General features: G+C 44.5%; 11 protein-coding genes. 7 read left to right on the top strand and 4 right to left on the bottom strand.

The features are described from left to right. Positions 1-48: 48 nt before the first annotated feature. The 4 genes from H589_RS0101690 to sat form a co-directional block, all read right to left on the bottom strand. Positions 49-1,965 (bottom strand): aconitate hydratase, encoded by a 1,917-nt coding sequence (locus H589_RS0101690; protein WP_027720414.1) that lies wholly within the window; start codon positions 1,963-1,965, stop codon positions 49-51. A gap of 126 nt (positions 1,966-2,091) precedes the next feature. Continuing rightward, positions 2,092-2,349, bottom strand: coding sequence for a hypothetical protein (locus H589_RS0101685; protein ID WP_027720413.1), 258 nt, complete (start codon positions 2,347-2,349; stop codon positions 2,092-2,094). After that, a complete protein-coding gene (locus H589_RS0101680) occupies positions 2,309-3,955 on the bottom strand; it encodes a chorismate mutase (RefSeq protein WP_027720412.1) in 1,647 nt (548 codons plus the stop codon). The genes H589_RS0101685 and H589_RS0101680 overlap by 41 nt, the downstream gene beginning before the upstream one ends. A 181-nt stretch (positions 3,956-4,136) precedes the next feature. Then, positions 4,137-5,417, bottom strand: a complete 1,281-nt coding sequence (gene sat / locus H589_RS0101675; RefSeq protein WP_027720411.1) for a sulfate adenylyltransferase — start codon at positions 5,415-5,417, stop codon at positions 4,137-4,139. A gap of 896 nt (positions 5,418-6,313) precedes the next feature. Between sat and aprB the strand changes: the two genes are divergently transcribed. From aprB to H589_RS0101640, 7 genes are all read left to right on the top strand, one after another. Then, a complete protein-coding gene (gene aprB, locus H589_RS0101670; protein ID WP_027720410.1) occupies positions 6,314-6,799 on the top strand; it encodes an adenylyl-sulfate reductase subunit beta in 486 nt (161 codons plus the stop codon). A gap of 66 nt (positions 6,800-6,865) precedes the next feature. Beyond that, positions 6,866-8,857, top strand: coding sequence for an adenylyl-sulfate reductase subunit alpha (gene aprA / locus H589_RS0101665; protein WP_027720409.1), 1,992 nt, complete (start codon positions 6,866-6,868; stop codon positions 8,855-8,857). A gap of 159 nt (positions 8,858-9,016) precedes the next feature. Continuing rightward, entirely contained in the window at positions 9,017-10,255 is a 1,239-nt protein-coding gene (locus H589_RS0101660; RefSeq protein WP_027720408.1) for a CoB--CoM heterodisulfide reductase iron-sulfur subunit A family protein, read from the top strand. A 6-nt stretch (positions 10,256-10,261) separates the two neighbouring features. Further along, the gene (locus tag H589_RS0101655; RefSeq protein ID WP_027720407.1) at positions 10,262-12,547 is read left to right on the top strand and encodes an FAD-dependent oxidoreductase; all 2,286 of its coding nucleotides are present in this window, start codon (positions 10,262-10,264) and stop codon (positions 12,545-12,547) included. A 14-nt stretch (positions 12,548-12,561) separates the two neighbouring features. Further along, positions 12,562-13,782, top strand: coding sequence for a quinone-interacting membrane-bound oxidoreductase complex subunit QmoC (gene qmoC / locus H589_RS0101650; RefSeq protein WP_027720406.1), 1,221 nt, complete (start codon positions 12,562-12,564; stop codon positions 13,780-13,782). A 21-nt stretch (positions 13,783-13,803) separates the two neighbouring features. Beyond that, a complete protein-coding gene (locus tag H589_RS0101645; protein ID WP_027720405.1) occupies positions 13,804-14,484 on the top strand; it encodes a hypothetical protein in 681 nt (226 codons plus the stop codon). A gap of 605 nt (positions 14,485-15,089) precedes the next feature. After that, positions 15,090-15,845 (top strand): ABC transporter ATP-binding protein, encoded by a 756-nt coding sequence (locus tag H589_RS0101640; RefSeq protein WP_027720404.1) that lies wholly within the window; start codon positions 15,090-15,092, stop codon positions 15,843-15,845. The last annotated feature ends 25 nt before the right edge of the window (positions 15,846-15,870 follow it).

The following is a 15,870-nucleotide window of genomic DNA, read 5'->3' as shown; positions in this document are numbered from 1 at the left end:
TTTTCAGCAGAGTATCCGTTAGACGGATACTCTGCCTTACTCATTTACTTATTGATTGCCAACATAATTAAGCAGTCCGCCTGCTTTAATTATTGCCAGCTCTTTTTCCGAAAGATCGTTTTTAACCATTATCGTACTTCCTTCACCAGTTGTAGCTGCGGTTTCGCCACCAGCAACGATTGAAGTAGTATCGATGGTAAGAGAACTTCCCTCGGAAAGTTTGTCGTAATCGCTCTTGTCAGATAGTACAAGGGGTAGAATGCCAAAATTGACAAGATTTGCACGATGAATACGTGCAAGTGACTTGACAATTACTGCAACAACACCCAGATGACGGGGTCCCAGGGCCGCATGTTCGCGGCTTGAGCCCTGTCCGTAGTTTTCTCCGCCGAGGATAATTCCGTTTTCAGAATTTTTCATGCGACTTACAAATTCTTCATCAACGCGGCTGAAAATATATTCACTGATAGCCGGGATGTTAGAACGCAAAGCAGTAATCTGTGCTCCTGCCGGCAAAATGTGATCAGTGGTAATATCATCTCCTACTTTAAGACGGACTACAGATGATATTACATCTGAAAGTGCAGAGAACGATTCAAGCGGAATGATATTAGGGCCGCGAACAATTTCAACTTCAGCACTCTTTTCATTGGGAAAAATGAAAAGGTGGCGAATGGAAGGAATGTCAGCAGGAAAGTCAATCTTCTCAGGAGGTGTTCCCCAGCTTGCGGGATCAGTAAATTCCCCTGCAAGAGCGAGCTTTGCTGCTGTTTGCGGACTTGCAAGATAGACTTTTGCATCCTGAGTTCCACTGCGACCTTCAAAGTTGCGGTTGAAAGTTCTTACGCTGACTCCTGCGGATGTAGGGGAACCGCCCATGCCGATGCATGGACCGCATGTACATTCGAGAAGCCTTGCTCCGGAGTCAAGGAGAGGAGCAATGAAACCTTCTGAAGCAAGCATTTTAAGAACTTGCTTTGAACCTGGAGAGATCATAAGATCTACGCCTTCAGGAAGCTGCTGATCTTTTAAAATAAGAGCTGTTGTTTTCAGGTCTGAGTAAGAAGAGTTTGTACAGGAACCTATAGCAGACTGGTTGACTTTAAGACCTGCAAGAGACTTAACAGTAACCACACGATCCGGCATATGCGGCTGCGCGACAAGTGGTTCAAGTTCAGAAAGATTAATTTTTACGACTTCTGCATAAGTAGCGTCATCATCAGCAATCAGTTCTGAAAAATCTTCTTCGCGGCCCATGGCCTTTAAGAAAGCTCGAGTGTTTTCATCACTTGGGAAGATTGAAGTCGTAGCACCCAGCTCAGCGCCCATGTTTGTAATAACAGCGCGTTCAGGAACTGTAAGAGTTTTGACTCCTTCTCCACCGAATTCAAATACTTTTCCCACTCCGCCTTTTACAGTCATTTCTCCTAACAGATGGAGAATAATGTCTTTTGCAGAAGCCCAGCCGCTGAGTTGACCGGAAAGCTCAACTTTAACAACTTTAGGCATTGGAATTGAGTATGGCTGCCCGGCCATAGCCAGAGCAACAGATAATCCGCCGGCGCCCATTGCCAGTGAACCAAGTCCACCGGCAGTGGGTGTATGGCTGTCAGAACCGATCAGAGTTTTACCGGGTTTAGCAAAGTTTTCCAGATGAAGCTGGTGACAGATGCCTGTACCGGCAGGTGAGAATACAACCCCGTGCTTTGCAGCTACTGTGCGCAGGTACTGGTGGTCATCGGGGTTACGAAAGCCCATCTGTAATGTGTTATGATCAACATAACTAACAGATAGTTCTGTCTGAACCTTATCGATACCCATTGCTTCAAATTGCAGATAGGCCATAGTTCCAGTGGCATCCTGAGTAAGTGTCTGATCAATTCTTAGACCGACTTCTGTTCCCGGCTCCATTTTGCCGTCCACCAGATGTCGAGAAATAATCTTTTCAGTAATATTAAAACCCATGATACCTCCTAATAGCTTATGCTTGTAGTAGCGAATTTAAAACAAAGTGTCCTGTTGTACGAAGATGCTCCGCGTATTTCATAAAAGTTGCCCGCTAAAGCTATTATGAAGACGTGGAAACTCTATTTATCCTTCCATTCCGAGTCTGATTCGGTTGATTTTCCGTTGACGAATGTCAATTTCTGCTTCCAGCCGTAATTTATCTTGTTGAGATTCGAAAATTTCTTTTGCATAAAAGATTCCTTCAGACAGATCTTCACTTTGCATCAGCATTTTTTTACGCTCTACACAAAGTTCAAGTTCTTTCTTGAAGTTCTCAATTTCAATTTCGATCTCTGGGATGCTAATTAATTTTGATTCTTTTTCTGTTGGATTTTGAGTCATCTTCTTTTTTTACCTCGGGGTCTTTAAGTCCATTGATCTCAGGGAGACTGTTGTAAAGAGTCCAGTAACGAGGCCAAAGATCAGTCAGGTCCCCTGGGTTTTCAATCGAAATACCTGGGCGCATCCAAGCCAGAAGGCCAAGTGCAATTCCAAAAAAAGAGTTTGGAGCAGACCATGTTTCGTCCCATTTAAGTCTTCCGGGAGTGATAGAGAGATCATTGTCTCCACGCTCATATCTGATACCGAGGCGTTCGAGAAGTTCAATTCCCTGTTCGAACATTGCTGAGTCTTCAATGTTTTTAATTTTGCACTCAGTACGAGAATTAAGGGCAAGAGCAAGTCCTACAGGAAAGAGAGCTGTTGCAGACCCAACATCCATAGTCAGATCCACAGGGCGATCACCTTTTGTTGTTGTGATGCTGTTCTTAGATACATCAACTTTTAATCCGCCGGCTTCAAGAGCACTCAGAGCATCATCTGCAGCAGGAAGACCCGTAGGCCATACTCCATTGATGGTCATTGTGCCTCCAGAAAAGGCAGGCATGGAAAGCAGTGCTGCACAAAGTTCTGGCTCAAGACCAATTTTAGGCAACTCAGGGAATTTAATTGCTGCAGATGAAGGAACAGAACATTCAGTTTCTGTCAGCTTCGCTTTGACTCCGCATTCTTTAAGGACAGTCACAACCTCTTTCAGCTTAGCATAACCATGCCAGCCTTCTTCAAATTTTACAGTGAGTCCCTGTGGGTAAGTCCATGCAGCCAAAACAAGAGCCGCAACAAAACCGGCTGGAGTTTCTTCATTTATCTCAACAGAGGAAGCCATACGTCCACCGCACTCAAGTCGGGCCGGCAATCCATGGCTCTGGAGGTCAAGAGTATTAAGTCTGGCGCCGAGTGGAGCTAAAATTGTTGAAAGAGGGCGGGAGTCATATTGTTTGAGTAGAGGACCACCTGCTATTTTGAATTTGCCTGTGGTTTTTAGGCCAAAAGCGATAATCAAGAAAAGAGTCATTGGGTCATCGCCAGCAAAAATCAGCTTATCTTCAAACTCAACTCCGTCACCGCTCCGGGATTCAACAGCTTCACCGTCCCATGCCAGATGTGCTCCTGACTGGTTGAATGCTTTTACTAGCTCAGTGATTTGATCGTTTATACAAAGCGGAGCAAGAGTTGCGTCAACACCACATGCCGCAGCAAGGGCAATCCAGAGTTTGGACTGGAAAAGTGAGCATGGACCATCAAAATTTACATCAATTGCTCTATGAGGAGGCGAAAGAACATAAGAGGAAAGCTTACGGTTTTCGGGCTTAGCAATGGTTGCATATGCAAGATTGTTGAGTTGTTCAAATACTCTGCGCGCTGTTTTAATGTCGAATTTTTTATTTCCGGCTTCAGCTGTCCATGTTTCAAATATACGTCTTTCCATGTCTGGATCACCAAGCGGAAGACCTTTCTGTTTTCTTGCCGCTGCAGCCTTCCCCATAAGGAAGTTTCTGCGAGAGACCATGGAAAGTATACGTGCGTCCAGCTCTTTAATTTCATCGAGCAAAGACATCCTGCGCGGTGCATCAGCACCGTTACGTTCAAATTTTTTATAATTGGGCATTTTTTGTATCCTGAAATGTGATATAGGGAAGTTCATCTGTATAGCTTGAAATTTTACGATGAGCAACCCTCAAGTATTGGTAAGGAAGTAATACTTATAACAGCCCGTAAATATTGAAAATAAAAAAGGGAGAAAGCGATAGCCGCCTCCTCCCTGAATAAGCAAGTAGTAATACTACTAATTACATTGCGTCGCCGGAAGCTGCGCCCTGCATTTTGACTTCAACTTTTTCAGTGAGGCCTTCGTAGTATTCACGGAGCTGAGCGATAACTTCGTCACGACCGAAATGGTCAACAACTTCAGCACCGTCAGAAAGAGCTTTACGCAGCTTGGTACCGGAAAGGATAACACGCTGGTCTTTTTCGTGAGGACAGGTTCTAAGGGAAGCCATACCGTCACATTTGTAGCAGTAGAAAGTCCAGTCAATTTTCATTGGTTCGCAAAGCAGAGCTTTACCTGGTTCTGGACATGCTTCTTTTGCATAAGGAATTTTGTCAAAAATTTCCTGTGCTTCAAACAAACCGTAGAAGTCACCAACTCCAGCGTGGTCACGACCGATCAGCATTCTGTTAACACCGTAGTTCTGGCGGAAAGTTGCGTGGAGCAGACCTTCACGAGGACCAGCGTAACGCATATCAAGTGGGTAACCAGCCTGAATAACGTTTTCTTTAACAAAGTAGTGTTCAACAAGAGTGTCAATTGCTTTAACGCGAACGTCAGCAGGAATGTCACCTGGTTTCAGGTTACCGATCAGGGAGTGGATCAGACAACCGTCACAAACTTCGATGGAGATCTTTGCGAGGAATTCGTGAGAGCGGTGCATTGGGTTACGAAGCTGAAGAGCGGAAACTGTGGACCAGCCTTTTTCTTCAAAAGCTGCACGTGTTTCTGCGGGACGCAGGTAAACACCTTTGTACTGCTCAGGGTATTCGCCTTCAGAAAGAACTTTAACAGGACCGGCAAGGTTGTACTTTTTCTGAGCCATTACCATCTGAACACCTGGGTGATCTTCAAGAGCTGTTTTCCAGAAAATGTCGTCAGCGGATTCTTCGCCTTCACCTTTGAAGACCTGATAGCATTCCCACTTCTTGTCTTCTTCGGTCATTTCGTATTTTTCTTCGATCTTCATGGTAGCGTATACTTCGCCATTTCTCACGAGAGCGATCTCATCGCCGACTTTAACTGAATCATCGTCAGTATCAAGAGTAACAGGAACAGGCCAGAAAGTGCCATCTTCCATCAGGAATTTTTCGCAAACGCCTTTCCAGTCTGCTTTGCCCATGAAACCATTCAGGGGAGAGAACCCACCACAACCCATCATGATCAGGTCACCCTTAGCACGGGCGGAAATTTCGATTTTAGGAAGATCAGCAGCTTTTTTCTGTTCTGCTGCGAGTTCTGCGCCTTCGAGAAGGCAGCAGACGAGACCTTTACCACCGTGAGGTGCTACGAGATTAGACATGTTTACGTCTCCTAAGTAGTAATTATTATTTTCAACACCATGGCCCATCCGTAAACCTTCAGAATAAAAAATATACTCTTAAGCAAACCAGTTTGAATTAAAAAATCAAAGTAGCAGCATGGTTTACAGAATGAAAATATCTATACCAAATAATATTATGGAGAAGACAACTGATAACTCAGCTAAAAGTCTTAAGTACTCCATAACGCTTAAAGGGTTTATGAATTGATTGTGAAAGAAATGTCAAGGGTAAATTTTATTACCGATGAAGATTTTCATTTCTGAGAGTTGGGTTGGGTTGTTTTTGTTACGCTTTACATAAAATATTAGTATGTTATTTGAGTAGTTTATCTTTTAAATATGATTGTGGAGAAGTTGAATGCATGTATACAAAAAATATGTATCCTCTTTAAAACCGTAATAATGCTGAGAAACTTATTTTTTGGAAAAACCGGTTTTCATAATTCTTTGAAATAAAAGCTTTATTTATATAGATAAGCTATGAAGTTTCTATAGAAAAAATATTATATATCTCTATAAAATTACTATAAAATCAGTCCTTTAAAAAAATTGTGAAGAATGTGTCATATTCTGAAAAAAAGGCTTGCAAACAAAGGGTAGAATGAACTAAAAGCTCTTCATGATGGAACACATTCATATCCAGCTGTTCTTGCAGAAGCTCAATTTTGGCCTTTGCATCTTGATATAACAGTGGTGTTCCGTGGCTGTTTATATGAAAGAATGGAATTAGCTTGTTCTAAATTTCACTTTCGTCTTGACACTCTGTTGAGGGCTTGATAGTTACTATTTTCACGAGCCTGAAAATTTAGGCAAGATTATAAATGGTTATGGATGTCGGTGATTGATAACATTAAACCCTTTTAGGAGGACTAGGTATGCCGACCTTTGTCAATCCGGAAAAGTGTGATGGCTGTAAAGGCGGAGAAAAAACTGCCTGTATGTACATCTGCCCTAACGATCTTATGATCCTGGATCCCGAAGAAATGCGGGCTTACAACCAGGAACCAGAAGCATGCTGGGAGTGTTACTCCTGCGTAAAAATTTGTCCCCAGGGCGCTATCGAAGCTCGTCCTTACGGTGACTTCGCACCTATGGGCGGTACTTCTATCCCCATGCGTTCAGCTGAAGACATCATGTGGACTGTTAAGTTCCGTAACGGAAACGTTAAGCGCTTCAAATTCCCTATCCGTACTACACCTGAAGGTTCTATCAAACCTTATGAAGGTAAACCCGAGCCAGCTGATCTCGACAGCGAACTTCTCTTCACTGAGACCGAACTTGCGACTCCTAAAGAAGCTCTCGGTCTGAAGGTTGACGTTGCTGATGCAGACAAAAAGACTGCTTGGAAGGATCTGGATTAATCATTAGCTAATCTGCGGATTAGATGAATTAATTCACGTAATCTAAAACCTAATTAAGGAGGAAACATGCCTCTTCTCCCTAGTAAAGAAGCTTCTAAGGGTGTTGCTCTCGCAGAACCTGAGCTTATAGAAAAAGACGTGGACCTGCTCCTCGTTGGTGGTGGTATGGGTAACTGCGGTGTTGCTTATGAAGCAGTCCGCTGGATTGAAAAAGTAGGTGGCGACATCTCCATTATGCTGCTTGATAAAGCTGCTATGGAACGTTCCGGTGCTGTTGCACAGGGTCTGTCCGCTATTAACACATACCTTGGCGAAAATGACGCTGATGACTACGTACGTATGGTTCGTACTGACCTCATGGGCCTCGTTCGTGAAGACCTTATTTTTGACCTCGGCCGTCACGTTGATGATTCCGTTCACCTTTTTGAAGAGTGGGGCCTTCCTTGCTGGATCAAAAAAGACGGTAAAAACCTCGACGGTGCAGCTGCTAAAGCAGCTGGTCTCTCCCTGCGTAACGGCGACGCTTGCGTTCGTTCCGGTCGCTGGCAGATGATGATTAACGGTGAATCCTACAAATGTATCGTTGCTGAAGCTGCTAAAATGGCTCTTGGCGAAGATAACTACATGGAACGTATCTTCATCGTTAAAATGCTCCTCGACGCTAATGAGCCTAACCGCATCGCTGGTGCAGTTGGTTTCTCTACACGCGAAAACAAAGTATATGTTTTCAAATGTAATACAGCTGTTGTAGCTTGTGGTGGTGCTGTAAACGTTTACCGTCCTCGCTCTACCGGTGAAGGTATGGGTCGTGCATGGTATCCAGTATGGAACGCAGGTTCCACATACACCATGTGTGCACAGGTTGGCGCTGAAATGACCATGATGGAAAACCGTTTCGTACCAGCTCGTTTTAAAGATGGTTACGGTCCTGTTGGCGCATGGTTCCTGCTCTTCAAAGCTAAAGCAACCAACTACAAAGGCGAAGACTACTGCGAAACTAACCGCGCAATGCTCAAGCCTTACGAAGATCGCGGATACGCTAAAGGACACGTTATTCCTACTTGTCTGCGTAACCACATGATGCTTCGTGAAATGCGTGAAGGTCGCGGTCCTATCTACATGGACACCGCTACCGCACTGCAGAACACATTCAAAGATCTTACTCCCGCTGAGCAGAAGCACCTCGAGTCTGAAGCATGGGAAGATTTCCTCGATATGTGTGTTGGCCAGGCTAACCTCTGGGCTTGTCAGAACATTGAGCCTGAAAACTCCGGTTCTGAAATCATGCCTACCGAACCTTACCTCCTCGGCTCCCACTCCGGTTGCTGTGGTATCTGGACTTCCGGTCCTGATGAAGCATGGGTTCCTGAAGACTACAAAGTGAAAGCTGACAACGGTAAAGTCTACAACCGTATGACTACTGTTAACGGTCTCTTCACATGTGCTGACGGTGTTGGCGCATCTGGTCACAAGTTCTCTTCCGGTTCTCACGCAGAAGGTCGTATCGTTGGTAAACAGATGGTACGCTGGGTTGTAGATCACAAAGACTTCAAGCCTACTTTGAAAGAAAGTACTGCTGATCTTGCTAAAGAAATCTACCAGCCATGGTACACCTACGAAGAAGGTAAAGGAATCTCTACCGACCCAGTAGTTAACCCTAATTACATCACACCTAAAAACTTCATGATGCGTCTTGTTAAGGCAACTGATGAATACGGTGGTGGTGTTGGTACCATGTACGTAACCTCCAAGTCTCTTCTTGCTACTGGTTTCAAACTTCTTGAAATGCTTGAAGAAGATTCTAAAAAACTGGCTGCACGCGACCTCCATGAACTCATGCGTTGTTGGGAACAGTTCCACAGACTGTGGACTGTCCGTCTGCACATGCAGCACATCGATTTCCGCGAAGAATCCCGTTATCCTGGATTCTACTACCGCGGTGACTTCATGGGTCTTGATGACTCTAAGTGGAAATGCTTCGTCAACTCTAAGTATGACGTTGAAAAAGGTGAAACTAACATCTTTAAGAAAGCATACCACCAGATCATCCCCGTCTAAGCTGGGAATGATAATTTACGGCTGCGAGTCCTACGGCTCGCAGCCGTTCTTTTCTGGCAAGCACTGAAATGGTCTGAATCCGAATTGCGACCCCTGGTCGGTGTCCGGGTTTGGGCCATTTTATGGCTAAGGGCCTCAAAGAGTTCAGGAGGATAGAGAATGTCAAATAGCATACTTGTCGTAGGCGGCGGGTTTAGCGGAATTACCGCTGCACTCGAAGCCGCCGAAGTAGGCCATGAAGTCTTCATCGTGGAGAAGTCGCCTTATCTGGGTGGCCGGGTGATGCAGCTGAATAAATATTTTCCAAAGCTGTGTCCTCCTTCCTGCGGATTGGAGATTCAATTTCAGAGAATCAAAAACAATAAGAACGTAAAGTTCTTTACCTTGGCTGAAGTGGAATCTATCAATGGTTCCAAAGGTAATTTTGAAGTCAAGGTTCGGATCAAGCCCAGATATGTTGGTCCGGGCAGTGTTGAACTCACCGATGTCATCGAGAAATTATCTAATGACATTACTGATGAATTTGAGTTCAAACTCTGTGATCGCAAAGCTCTTTACATGGACGTTCCTTTTGCATTTCCCGCAAGATACGTTCTTGAAAAGGAAAACTGCACCGATGAAGATCTTAAAGTCCTTAAAGGAGTCGATGTAATCGATCTCAAAGAAGAGGAAAAGGTCGTCACATTTAACGTCGGTTCCATTGTTTACGCTACCGGTTGGAAGCCTTACGATGTAACTAAACTTTCCAACCTTGGTGCAGGCACTGTAAAGAACTGTATTTCCAACATGCAGATGGAAAGACTTGCAGCTCCAAGTGGTCCTACCCATGGTCAGATTGTCCGTCCTTCAGACGGTGCACAGCCCAAAAACATCGCGTTCGTACAGTGTGCGGGTTCCCGCGATGAAAACCACCTCAATTTCTGTTCCTATATCTGTTGTATGGCTTCACTTAAGCAGGCAGCATATATCCGCGATCAGTATCCTGATGCAAAGGTCACAGTATATTACATCGACCTGCGTACTCCGGGCCGTTATGACAAGTTTGCCAAACGTATTCTTTCTGATGATAAGATCAATGCTGTTAAAGGTAAGGTCGCTGAAGTCATTGAAGAATCCGGAAGTGGCAATGTGCTCGTCACTGTTGAGGATGCAGTAACCGGCATCAAGGCCCAGAACGAGCATGATCTCGTTGTCTTGGCTACCGGAATGCAGCCCAGCCTCGCAGGTACTCCGGTTCCTTCCGGTGTACAGGTTGACGATCAAGGCTTTATTGTCGGCGGAGAGGAACAAGGCATTTTCGCAGCCGGGTGTGCAAAGCAGCCTCTGGATGTCATGAAGACAGCCCAGTCCGGTACTGCTGCTGCTCTCAAAGCGATTCAAACGGTGATAGGGAGGTAAGTCGACATGCCCGAAAAAATCGGTGTTTATTTCGACCAAGCAAGCGTCTCTCCTTACCTGAACGCTGAAGATCTCGCCGAGTTTGTCGGTAGAGTTTTTGCAAATGTGTGTCCGGTGATTAAAGTTCACCCGAGACTCAACAGCGAGGAAGGAAGAAAGCTTATTCAGGAAGATATTGACGCTGGCAATATTGACGCAGCATGTATCTGCGGCACTAGCCCCCGCGTTGACTGGGATATTTTCGACTTCGACAACATTGTTGTCGAAAGGGTTAACCTGCGTGAACAATGCATCAAGGTTTTCAGAAATCCTGATGGCACCATGCCTGACCCCAATGGCGAAGTTCCCGAACTCCTCAAAATGATGGCGAATGAATACGTCAAAATGGGAATCACCAAGATTACCAAGACCAACGAACAAGAGTCTCAGGCTTTTGATACTACTAAAGTAGTAATGGTCCTAGGTGGTGGTTTCACTGGTCTTACAGCAGCTCTTTATGCAGCAAAGACCAACCATGATGTTATTCTCGTGGAAAAGGAAGCTAATCTCGGTGGTAAAGCTGCCGGAATGTATAAGACCTTCCCTCTTTCCTATCCTTACCTTGAAGCTCATGAAACAGGAATCGACAAACTTATTTCTGAAGTTCAGTCCAATTCCAGAATCAAAGTTCTCACAAGCGCGCAACTTGAAACTCTTCAGGGTGCGCCCGGTCAGTATACAGCTACAGTCACTGTAGGTTCCGGATCTGAGGAACTGCCAGTAGGTGCTGTTGTTCTGGCTACAGGTTGGGTCCCTCAGGATACTAAGTATGTTGAGCCCATGGGCTACGGTTCTTCCAAGGTTGTAACTGCTGCTGAATTTGAAGCAATGGTCAAGGCCGGAAAGATGAATGCTTCATCTGTTGCTTTTGTTCTTGATACACGCCTTAGTGAAGAAAAATTTGCAGCTGAAGAAGATGCTTATGCTAATCGTTCTGATGAACAGATTGCTTCCGATGCTGCAGATGCAAAAGAAGCTGAAGAAGGTGCTAAAGATGAATTCGTTTATGAAGATATGGAATCTTATAAACATCTTCCTTACAGTTCTGAACTCAGCAGTCTTGTTGCACTAAAACAGGCTAACTATGTACGTGAAAAGAATGATGAAGCTGTAGCTTATATCATTTACGATCACATGATGGTTCCTGGTGTTAATGAGCGTTATTACCGTGCTGCCCAGGATGATCCGGGCATCATGCTGACCAAGGGTACTGTTACTTCCATTAAGGAAGAGGGCAGCTCTATGGTTATCGCTGCAAGTAACACACTTCTTGGCGAAAATATTGAAATCCAGGCTGATCTGGTCGTTGTTCCAACTGGCATGGTTCCTACCACTGCTCACGATCCGACCATCAACCTTGTATATAGACAGGGTCCTGCTTTCCCCGATCTCAAGCAGTTCGACGGTTACGCAGACTCTAACTACATTTGCTTTCCTTACGAAACCCGCCGTACAGGTGTTTACGCCGCTGGTTGTGTTCGTCAGCCCATGTCAATGGGACTTGCAAGGGAAGATGCTGCAGGTGCAGTCCTTAAAGCTGTTCAGTGTATAAACTCTGCCAATCATGGCGTTGCTGTACACCCACGCTCCGGTGACTCCACCTACCCCGTTTTCAACTTCATGCGTTGCACACAGTGTAAACGTTGCACCGAGGAATGTCCTTTCGGAGCACTTGATGATGATGAAAAAGGAACACCAATGCCGAATCCGTCACGCTGCCGTCGCTGTGGTACCTGTATGGGTGCCTGCCCTGAGCGCGTAATCGGATTTGACAACTATAATATCGATATGATCGGTTCCATGATCAAACAGGTCGAAGTTCCTGATGATATGGAAGTTGGCGGTCCCCGCTTTATTGTACTGGCTTGCGAAAACGATGCGTATCCCGCACTCGACATGGCAGCTATGCGCGGTAAAGGCTGGTCTCCTTATGTTCGTATTGTACCTGTCCGCTGCCTCGGCTCTGTAAACACAATCTGGATTGCTGATGCAATGTCAAAAGGTGTTGATGGAGTTCTTCTGCTCGGTTGTAAATACGGCGAAGACTATCAGTGTCACTTTGTTAAAGGCTCTGAACTTTGTAATCGCCGTATGGAAAACGTCGCTGATTCTCTCAAGAGACTTGGCGTTGAACCCGAGCGTGTTGTTCAGGCCGAACTTGCCATTGACGAGTACGATAAGGTCCCAGGCATGATCGATACTTTCGTTAATGAAATGATCAAGATCGGTCCCAACCCGTTCAAGGGCTACTAGGAGGTAGAAGCGATATGGAAAAAGATATTCGCATCAAACCGGATCTGCAGTTCATTAAAGAACTTCAGGAAGTCGGTGGAGAAGGCCTCAAAAAATGCTATCAGTGCGCAACATGCTCTGTAGCCTGTCCCTTGTCGCCTGCCGACAACCCTTATCCGCGTAAGGAAATGGTCTGGGCTCAGTGGGGCCTCAAAGATAAACTTGTAAATGATATTGATATATGGCTTTGTCACAATTGCGGAACATGTTCTGACCTGTGTCCTCGTGGCGCTCGTCCTGCTGACATGTTGGCAGCTCTACGTAACATGGCCTATCAGAAGATGGTTACCCCTTCCATTTTCGGTAAATGGATGAGTTCAGCCAAGCACCTGCCTAAGCTTGCAGCTATTCCGGCTGTACTCTACATGGTAATATGGTTCATCATGGCTGGAGTTCGTGGTTCCTTCTTCCCTCTTAAAGATGGCGAAATCGTTTTTGGATACCTTTTCCCCGGCGATTTTACTATTGACCCGATCTTCATGATTGCCTTCGGTTTCATGGTCTGGACTTTCTATAAGGGAGTTAAGAACTTGATTGCTTCATTTAAGGATCAGCCGAAGGTCTTTGCTGTAGGTGACAAATCTGAAAAACCAAGTCTGCTTGAATGTTTCATCGACGTTTGTAAAAACGAACTGCTGACACATTCCAAGTGGAAAGAATGCGGTGAAACAGATGAAGCTGATGAACAGAAGTTTAATGGACACAGATTCATTATGGCCGCTTTCATCTGCCTCATGGTTGTTACCGGTGTTGTTGCAGTAACCCACTGGGGCGGAAAGATAATTCCTTTCCTCGGTCATATTGGTCATACTCCAATGCCTTTGTGGCACCCTGTTAAGATTCTTGCCAATGTTGGTGCAGTTCTCTTGATTTATTCACTTGTTCTGCTCACCAAACGTCGTTTGAATCAGGACCAGGCTGTCCATGGTTCCAGTTATTATGACTGGTATCTGCTCGGCCTGATCTGGACCATTGGTGTAACTGGTATCATGAGTGAGCTCATGCGTCTCTTCGGCGTAGCTGTCCTTGCTTATCCAATATACTACATACACCTTGTCGCCGTATTTATGATGTTTGTCTATCTGCCGTGGTCTAAGCTGGGACACCTTGTCTACAGGACTGCAGCATTAACTTATGCAAGATACATCGGCCGTCTCCCCATGCCGGTCCGTGAAGAAAAGACTTTTACTCTGTAATAGAGCAAGGAGGAACTAACCATGTCTGAAGCACGCAAAACTTTCCCCATGAGCACTTTTGTGTCTTACATTAAGGGTGGCGAAAGCAATAACTCTGTTCAGGAACTTCTGGGCTACATGACTCAGAAAGATATTGATGCCGAATTCGAACCTTTTGCAGCAGCTCTTGCAAAAGCTTGGATTTATGAGCAGCATCCTGAACTTGCTAAAATGAAAACAGGTCAGGTTGCTGGTCTTGGAGAAAACGTATCCGTAGGCGCACTTTCAGGTGACGTGATGGTTCAGGTTGATGCTATCTTCGGAAAGCTAGCTGACTATCGTTCCACTGGTGCTGCACAGGCTGCTAAAATTCAGGAACTTGAAACCAAACTTGCTGCAGCTGAAGGCAAACTCGGTGAAACCGAGAAAGCTATGGCTGAATATAAAGGTAAATGTGAAGCTTTTGAAGCATCCTCTAAGGGTGAAGGCGATAAAGTTATCGTTACCTCTCAGGAAAAAGTTGAAGAGTACATCGGTAAAGTTGATGAACTTCTCAAAATGATTGAAGATGTTAAAAAACACGGCGTAGTAACTGTTGCTTCTGGTGCAGTAGCTGAAGGCGCTGCTCCTGCTGGAGATTCTGCTGGAGCTCCTGCAACAGGTGGTGCTCCTGCTGAAGACTTCGGCTTCGGTAGCGATCCTTTCAGTGATGAAGGTTGGTAGGCCGATTTAAGTCGTACCTCTTCATAATTTAGGTATTTAAAGCCCTGACTGCTATGCGGTCAGGGCTTTTTCACGTTTAATGAGAAAGAAAAAACAATCTGTTTGACAGTAATGAGATAAAATTTAGAATTTAAGAAATAGGAAATAAATGAAAGGTTAATAAATACCGATCAAAATTCATAAAAACGCGAAAAGAGGCGATTAAAATACGGTCAAATTTGAGGTAGGTTTTATTAGAATAGCCATTAGCCAATATTGGTAAAAAATGATAAATCCAAATACAATTTTGTAAGCAAAAAAAGACTTTTATTGAATATAAATATCTGTATTATCAAAAGTGAATTACACAGAATGTATATTAATATTAGAAGTAAACAATAGATTACAGAATATAATTATGCTTAGCTTCTTTTATTGTTGATTGCTGAATCATATTTACCATTGATACAATAAACTACTAGTTTGTTATGTGGTAAAAAGTTTTTACTCGGATGGTGTTGAACACTGGTTATGTGAATATTAATTTTTAAAATCGGGTTAGTAAGATATAAAAATCGTATTATACCTTGATTTTAAGAAGAATAATGTGTATAGGTATGTCCAATATGGCAGAACTTCATTTACACGACGTGAGCGTCCGCTTTGGCGGTTTGCAGGCTCTGGCAGAGGTTAACTTCTCTCTCATGCCGGGGGAGATTGTTGGACTCATTGGTCCAAACGGTGCTGGCAAGACAACCGTCTTCAATGTGATAACAGGGGTATATTCAGCTTCTGGGGGATACGTTGAATACAATAAAGAACAAATGACAGGTTTAAAACCTTATCAGGTTCTTCAAAAAGGTATTGCCCGCACTTTTCAGAATATCAGACTTTTCCAAAATATGACTGCTCTTGAGAATGTTATGGTGGCACAGCATTCCCGTTCATCATGCGGGGTTTTTGGCGCTATATTCCGGACTCCAGGCCAGAAAGAGGAAGAGGCTCGTATCAAAGCGAAGGCTATGGAAGAATTACGATTTGCAGAGCTTGATGACTTTGCAGATGAAATTGCTTCAAACCTACCTTACGGACATCAGAGGCGACTCGAAATAGCAAGGGCGCTTGCCTCTGAGCCAAGTACCATTTTGCTTGATGAACCGGCTGCAGGACTTAATCCTGCGGAGAGTTCTGAGTTGATGGAAACCATACTGAAAATCTCAAAAAGAGGAATTAACGTGCTGATGGTTGAGCATGACATGAAAGTTGTCATGGGTATTTGCCAAAAGCTTGTAGTCCTTGATCACGGAGTGATGATTGCAAAGGGTAACCCTGAAGAGATTCAGAAAAATCCTGCTGTAATTGAGGCATATCTGGGTAACTAACCGTATTTACTTTAGGGAGGCTCCT

It is taken from the genome of Maridesulfovibrio zosterae DSM 11974, from assembly GCF_000425265.1.
In the GTDB taxonomy this organism is placed as follows: domain Bacteria; phylum Desulfobacterota; class Desulfovibrionia; order Desulfovibrionales; family Desulfovibrionaceae; genus Maridesulfovibrio; species Maridesulfovibrio zosterae.
Note: the sequence above shows the minus strand (reverse complement) of the source record. Positions and strands in the feature narration are given on the sequence as shown.